Source organism: Streptococcus suis, from assembly GCF_016743335.1.
Taxonomy (GTDB): Bacteria; Bacillota; Bacilli; order Lactobacillales; family Streptococcaceae; genus Streptococcus; species Streptococcus suis_Y.
This window is the reverse complement of sequence record NZ_WCJE01000065.1, coordinates 1-6,808: the sequence shown is the minus strand read 5'-3', so window position 1 is coordinate 6,808 and position 6,808 is coordinate 1. Positions and strand designations below refer to the sequence as shown.

The window sequence follows — 6,808 nt, the reverse complement described above, 5'->3', positions numbered from 1 at the left end:
GCATTGCACATTTTTCAAAAATCTAGCCTCAATTTATTACACATGTGGCATAATATTTTCGTCTAGAGAATGAAAGGAATAGATGAATATGAGTAGTATTATTGTAAATATTGAGGGCTTGAAAATCTCTCTCCCAGAAAGCCATATAATTGTTTCAAAAGACAATTATAAAAAACTACAACAGGAAGCTTCACTAGGAAGATATATGACGCTAACAGAGGTATTAGAGATGCGTTCAGTATCACGACCTTGGTTTATGGAGAATATATTATATCAACCTGATATACGGTCCAAAATTGATATCAATCTTAATAAAGAAGGCTTTGTAAAATACCCAAAAAATCAGGGAGGAAAGTACCTCTTTCTTGCATCAAAAACAAAAACATTTTTTGAACAAAATTTCTCTGATTTATTAAGAGGAACATGATATAATAACCAAGACGAACGTCTTGGTTATCATTTTCTTCAAGAAAGGATAACACAATGGCAATATCATATAGACAAAGGGGTAAAAAGAAAACTTGGGACTACCGTATCTTTGATAAAAATAAGGTTGTCGTAGCGTCAAATTCAGGTTTCAAAACTAAAAAAGAAGCAATCTTAGAGGCCACACAAATTGAATTAGAATTGCTTTTCGGAAATATCATTGACTCATCTATTTCCCTTTATCAACTTTGGCAAAATTGGTACAATCTACAAATTGTACCACTCAACAAAAGCGATGGAACAATTGAGCATCATCTTCATAGAGGTCGGCTGATTCTTGACCACTTCAAAGAAAAACCTGCAATCGAAATTAGGTCTAGTGATTACCAAGAATTTATCAATGACTATGCAAAAACAGTTGGTAAAGATACTGTTAGAAGACTAAATTCAGAAATACGAAAAGTTTTGAAGTTTGCTAAACGAGATAAACTTTCGATTACTGATTTTACTGACGGGATTATCATCACAGGTCAAACTAGTCGAAAAGTCAAAACTGAAAAAGCTATCACAAGTACTGCTGATTACCATAAACTTCTATCAACCTTAGAAGGTAACATCAATAAGGAATATAACATTCTTGACTACTTGCTTTATCTTCAATTAAAAACAGGGCTACGCTTCGGTGAAATCTTAGGATTAACATGGGACTGTGTACGACATGATACTCAAGAAATCTATACTTATAGACGATATGACCCTAGGAAACAAGAATGGCGACCACCTAAATCCAATACTTCTGTGCGACATATTCCAATAGATTCGGGAACTTTATTAGTATTGGATAGACTCAAGGAACTACAATCATTAGAACTAAAAAATAACAAAATTGAAAATTTGGATCAATTCATTTTTTATAACTCTCTAGATGGTGTGCCAAGTAACTATATGGTCAATAAACATCTACGTGACCAAATTCAAATACTAAATATCGCACCTAATGATTTATCGGCAACAGGAATACGCCATACTTATGCAAGTATTATGCTATCTTATGGAATTGATATTTGGGTTATCGCAGCAAATATGGGACATAAAGACATTACACAAATTACCAAAACATACGGTCACATAATTAAAGAAAAAAAGGAAAAGGAGAACAATCGTATCCGAAAATTATTAACGACATAATTTTTTTGAGAAAAGGTTGACCAAAAATTGACCAATTACAAAAAAGACCTTGATTTCTCAAGGTCTAAGGCATTTATTGCCACCCACTACAGTTGACAATGAGCCAAAAGAGCTCAGCTTGATTATGAAGCTAAGCTCTCAGACTCGAGAACAGGGGTTGCACTAAACAAGGAAGAATTCTATCGCATGGATGAGATTGTTTCTGCTGCCATCCAAAAGGGACAACACCTCAACCACATCATCGCCTCAAACGAACTTTCGGCATCCAGAGCTTCTATCTACCGATACCTTGAAAAAGGCTATCTGTCCACAAAGCCCATTGATTTCCCCCGTGTCGTGAAATTCAGAAAGCGGAGAACCAGAAACCTACAACCCATTCCTAAAACTGCCAAAGAAGGACGGTCTTACGAGGACTTCCAACGCTTTCTCACAGAGAAAGGAAGCAGCTATTGGCTGGAAATGGACACCGTTACTGGACGGATCGGCGGAAAGGTACTTCTCACCTTTAACCTCTCCTTCTGTAACTTTATCTTCGCTCGATTACTTGATAATAAAACAGCTAATGAGGTCGCTAAACATCTCTACGCTATCAAGAATGACCTACATCAGAAAGAGATGGACTTCTGCGAACTATTCCCTGTCATTCTGACCGATAATGGCGGTGAATTCGCTAGAGTGGACGATATCGAAATGGATGTTCGTGGAGAATCTAAGCTATTCTTCTGTGACCCAAATCGTTCTGACCAGAAAGGGAGAATTGAGAAGAATCACACACTTATCAGAGATATTCTTCCTAAAGGAAGTTCGTTTGATAACTTGACACAGGAGGACATCAACCTGGTTTGTTCGCATGTCAACAGCGTCAGACGAGCTTCTTTCAACGGAAAATCCGCCTATGAACTCTTTACATTTACCTACGGTGAGGAATTGGCAACACTTTTGGGAATCTCTAAAATTGACCCTGAGAACGTCATTCAATCACCTCGATTACTAGATAAGTAATTGCTAGTTTTTATTAAAAAATAATTTCAAAATAGAAAGGAACTTGTCCCATCCAAAATTCCAGATAGCTAGAACTTACTTTGAGACGTCTCAGAGCCAGTAACTTTAGTGTACTCTTTTTTTCAACATTTTCAACCCTAAAACTCACTATTATCAACATTTTTAGTCAAAAACAGAACTTAGTCTGAGACTAAATTCTGTTGATGTTATGCAGTTTTCTCAAAGTAACTTCTGGAAGGACGGGAACTAGAACTTACTTTGAGAATTTACCACTAAAAAAGCCCAGAGTCATCTCTGAGCTTTTGTATTCAATAGATTATTCAGCACCCAAGGCAGCTACTGTGATGTAGTTGTATGGTTTGTTGAAGTGTGGCAAGAAGAACAAGTCTGTCAATGCTAATTTTTCGATTGTTACACCTTCTTGGATTGCCAATGAGAAGAGGTGGATACCCATAGAGATATCTTCACGAGCAGCCATTTGCGCACCAAGGATACGACGTGAATCTTTATCGTAAACAATCTTGATTGTAACTGGGAAGTTACCATGCTCCATGAATTCTGGTTTTTGGTTGTCAGTTACTTCAGTAACCGCAGCGTTCAAACCAAGACGAGTAGCTTTTTCAAGTGTCAAACCTGTTGAAACAAGGTTAAGACCGTAGATAGAAATACCGTTAGAACCTTGTACACCGATACCTTCAAGGTCAGTGCCACAGATGTTGTGAGCTGCTACGATACCAGTACGTACTGCGTTTGAAGCCAAAGCGATGTAGCTTGTGTCGCCAGTAGCGTTGTCGTAGATTGTTGCACAGTCACCGATAGCGTAAACGCCTGGGATTGAAGTTTCTTGACGTTTGTTTACAAGGAAGGCACCGTTACGGAAACGCTCGATTCCTTCACCTGCAAATGCAGTGTTTGGACGGAAACCAACAGCCAAGATAACCATGTCAACATCGTATTCGTTCTTGTCAGTGATGATTTTCTCAACTTTACCATTACCAGCAACTTCTTTAACAGTTTCGCCAAAGGCAAGTTGAATACCATGCTCTTCCAAGTTTTTAGCCATAAGGTCTGACAAGTCGCGGTCATAGTAACCAGCCAAACATGTATCTACAACGTCGATAAGGATAACTTCTTTACCTTTACGTTGGAATGCTTCTGCAAGCTCAACACCGATGTAACCAGCACCAACTACTGCTACGCGGTTGATGTCTTTGTTTTTCAATTTTTCAATAACATCTGCTGAGTTTTGGTACAATTTAACGAATTGCAAGTTTTCAAGAGTTGCTTCAAATTCAAGAGAACCTTCTTTGATTTCAGCTCCTTTGATTGGTGGCAAGATAGGTTGTGAACCAGTTGCGAAAAGAAGTTTTTCAAATGATTCAACATGTTCTTGACCATTTACAAGTGCAGTAACTGTTTTTGCATCGTAGTCAATATTTGTAACAGGTGACTCCATGTATACTGTCGCGCCCAAGCTCTCCAACTCTTCTTTGTTTGAGTAGAAAAGTCCTTCAGGACCAGCAATTTGCTCACCAATCCACAAAGCCATACCACAACCCAAGAATGAGATGTTTGAGTTTTGGTCAAATACGACGATTTCGTTTTCTTGACCATAATTTGTCAACATAGTTTTGATTGCGGCCGTACCAGCATGGTTAGCACCGACAACAACGATTTTAGCCATAATGTGAAATCTCACTTTCGAAAATATATTTTTTTACAAAGTCTATTATACACTAAAAATGATACCGATTACAAAATTTTTGCTCAGAATATCACATTTTTTTCAAAAAGTTTTTAAAATGCTATTTTCTTTAAACAATGTAAAGATATATATAAGCAAAAAACCTAGATTTCTCTAGGTTTCTCTTAACGTACTTGTTCAAAACGCAGATGTACAATAATCTTATCGCCATAGCCGTTACGTTCCAAATCACGTTGCAAGCGATAGGAAATGTAATGCTCAGCAATAGAAATATACCCTGCATCTAAAAGACGGTGTTCAACTTGCGACTGAACCATGCTAATCGTTGGTCGCTCTGTATGAGCTTCTTCCAAGTCAAGCACTACTTTCTTTGTGACCTGAGCAAGATTTTTCCGCCAAGTTTCATCAATGACATAGACTGTCTGTGCAGCTTTAATGATGGCTTGGTAGATTTTATCTGGGTCAAATTCAACAATCTCTCCACTACGTTTAATGACTTGCATAAAAGCTCCTTTCTGGTTTTCAGTAAACCCTTTCATACTTACATTATCTAGGTTTTTGTGTATTTTGTCAAGTATTTCTTTTTCATAAATTTTGCCTTGGCTTATTTTCGCTGAAAGCCCTTTAGTATGATATAATGGACCTATTAAAATGAAATAAGGAGAAAATCATGACAAACGCAATGCCTAAACGTCAAGAAATTGACGTACAATTAACCTGGGATACGGACATTCTATTTCCGACCCCTGACAACTACAAAGAAAATTTGGCAACCTACACTAAGCAAGTGACAGCTTTCGAATCGAATTACAAAGGTAAGCTAACTGATAAGGATACCATCGTTTCCGCCTTAACAGAATACGAAAAAATCGTTATTCTTGATAGCAGACTTTCCCACTATGCCTTCCTTCCTTTGGAAGTCGATAAGATGAATACTGAATTGGCGAGCCTGGCCAACGAATACGACCTCGTTTCTGCCAAGGCACGTCCTCAACGAGATTTCCTCTATTCAGAACTTGGGCAATTAGATGAAGCCTTTCTTCTTGAATTAAAAGAAGAACAACCACAATGGGCTGCTTTCTTTGATGGTATTCTCCGTGACAAGCCGCATCAGCTTCATCCACTACAAGAAGAACTTTTATCAAATTTTGCCCCAACTTTTGGTCAGCCATATAATAATTACGGTGTGACCAAGTTCGAAGATATGACATTTGAAAACTTCGAGGCAAATGGCGAAACGCTCGGCAATAGCTATGTGCTCTTTGAAAATGATTATGAGCTCAGCCATGATACCGAAATCCGTCGCAATTCAGCTACCGGTTTCTATTCAACCTTGAAAAAATACAAGAATACTACTGCAGCGACTTATTTATCTCATATCAAGAATGAGCAAATCGAAGCTCGCTTGCGTGGATTTGACAATACCATTGACTTCCTCTTGCATCGTCAAAACGTTTCCCGTGACCTCTTCGACCGTCAGATTGATGTCATCATGAAGGAATTGGCTCCACACATGCGTCGCTATGTGAAATTGGTTGCCAAGGCTCATGGTTTGGAAAAGATCACTCATGCTGACTTGAAAATCAGCTTGCCATCAGAATACAACCAACGCATCACACCTGAAGAATCTAAGCAATTCTTGATTGACTGCTTGGGCATTCTTGGTGAAGATTATGTGAAAATGATTGAACAATCATTTGATGAGCGTTGGATTGACTTTGCTCAAAACGAAGGTAAGGCTACTGGTGGTTTCTGTGCTACTCTTTACGATGGACCATCCTATATCCTCCTTTCATGGACAGGCTTGATGAACGAGGTCTTGGTATTGGCTCACGAATTGGGACATGCAGGTCATTTCCAATTGGCTAAGAAACAAAGCGTCCTCAGCTACGATCCATCCCTCTACTTCATCGAGGCGCCTTCTACTGCTAACGAAGTCTTAACATGTAACACCCTTTTGAAAAACAACCAAGATTCTGGATTCCAGGCTTACTTGATTAGCGAGTTGATCAGCCGTACTTACTTCCACAACATGGTCACTCACTTGCTTGAAGCAGCCTTCCAACGTGAAGTCTACACTCGTTTGGACAATGAAGAATACCTCAACGGTGATATTCTCTGCCAAATCAAGTTGGATGTCATCAAGGAATTCTGGGGCGAAGATTTTGAAATCGGTGACGATGCAGGTCTTATCTGGATGCGTCAACCGCACTACTACATTGGTTTGTATCCATATACCTACTCAGCTGGTTTGACCATCGGTACGGCTATGGCGAAACAATTGGAAGAACATCCTGAAGAAGTTGTTGAAAAATGGTTGGAAACCTTGTCACTCGGTGCAAGTCTTTCTGCCCAAGACCTTGCTAAACATGCAGGTGTTGACGTTTCAACTGACCAACCACTCAAAGAAACCATCGCCTACGTTGGTTCATTGGTGGATAAATTGGAAACACTAATCTAAGACACATAAAAGACTTGAACACTTAT

Annotated in this window: 5 protein-coding genes and 1 pseudogene; 4 read left to right on the top strand and 2 right to left on the bottom strand. The window is 38.7% G+C overall.

Annotated elements, in window-relative coordinates:
- Window positions 1–82 precede the first annotated feature (82 nt).
- From F9856_RS11455 to F9856_RS11445, 3 genes and pseudogenes are all read left to right on the top strand, one after another.
- Window positions 83–427 (top strand): DUF771 domain-containing protein, encoded by a 345-nt coding sequence (locus F9856_RS11455; protein ID WP_202106679.1) that lies wholly within the window; start codon window positions 83–85, stop codon window positions 425–427.
- A 56-nt stretch (window positions 428–483) separates the two neighbouring features.
- A complete protein-coding gene (locus tag F9856_RS11450; RefSeq protein WP_202106678.1) occupies window positions 484–1,614 on the top strand; it encodes a tyrosine-type recombinase/integrase in 1,131 nt (376 codons plus the stop codon).
- A 102-nt stretch (window positions 1,615–1,716) separates the two neighbouring features.
- Window positions 1,717–2,616 (top strand): annotated as a pseudogene (locus F9856_RS11445) (IS30 family transposase); the annotation flags it as partial.
- 316 nt (window positions 2,617–2,932) lie between these two features.
- On the opposite strand, the gene nox reads toward F9856_RS11445, so the two are convergent.
- On the bottom strand, window positions 2,933–4,300 hold the full coding sequence (gene nox / locus F9856_RS11440; protein ID WP_202106677.1) for a H2O-forming NADH oxidase: 1,368 nt from the start codon (window positions 4,298–4,300) through the stop codon (window positions 2,933–2,935).
- A 185-nt stretch (window positions 4,301–4,485) separates the two neighbouring features.
- Window positions 4,486–4,824, bottom strand: coding sequence for an ATP cone domain-containing protein (locus tag F9856_RS11435; protein ID WP_002935455.1), 339 nt, complete (start codon window positions 4,822–4,824; stop codon window positions 4,486–4,488).
- Between the two features lie 167 nt (window positions 4,825–4,991).
- Here F9856_RS11435 and pepF point away from each other — a divergent pair, with 167 nt between their 5' ends.
- A complete protein-coding gene (gene pepF, locus F9856_RS11430; protein ID WP_202106676.1) occupies window positions 4,992–6,782 on the top strand; it encodes an oligoendopeptidase F in 1,791 nt (596 codons plus the stop codon).
- The last annotated feature ends 26 nt before the right edge of the window (window positions 6,783–6,808 follow it).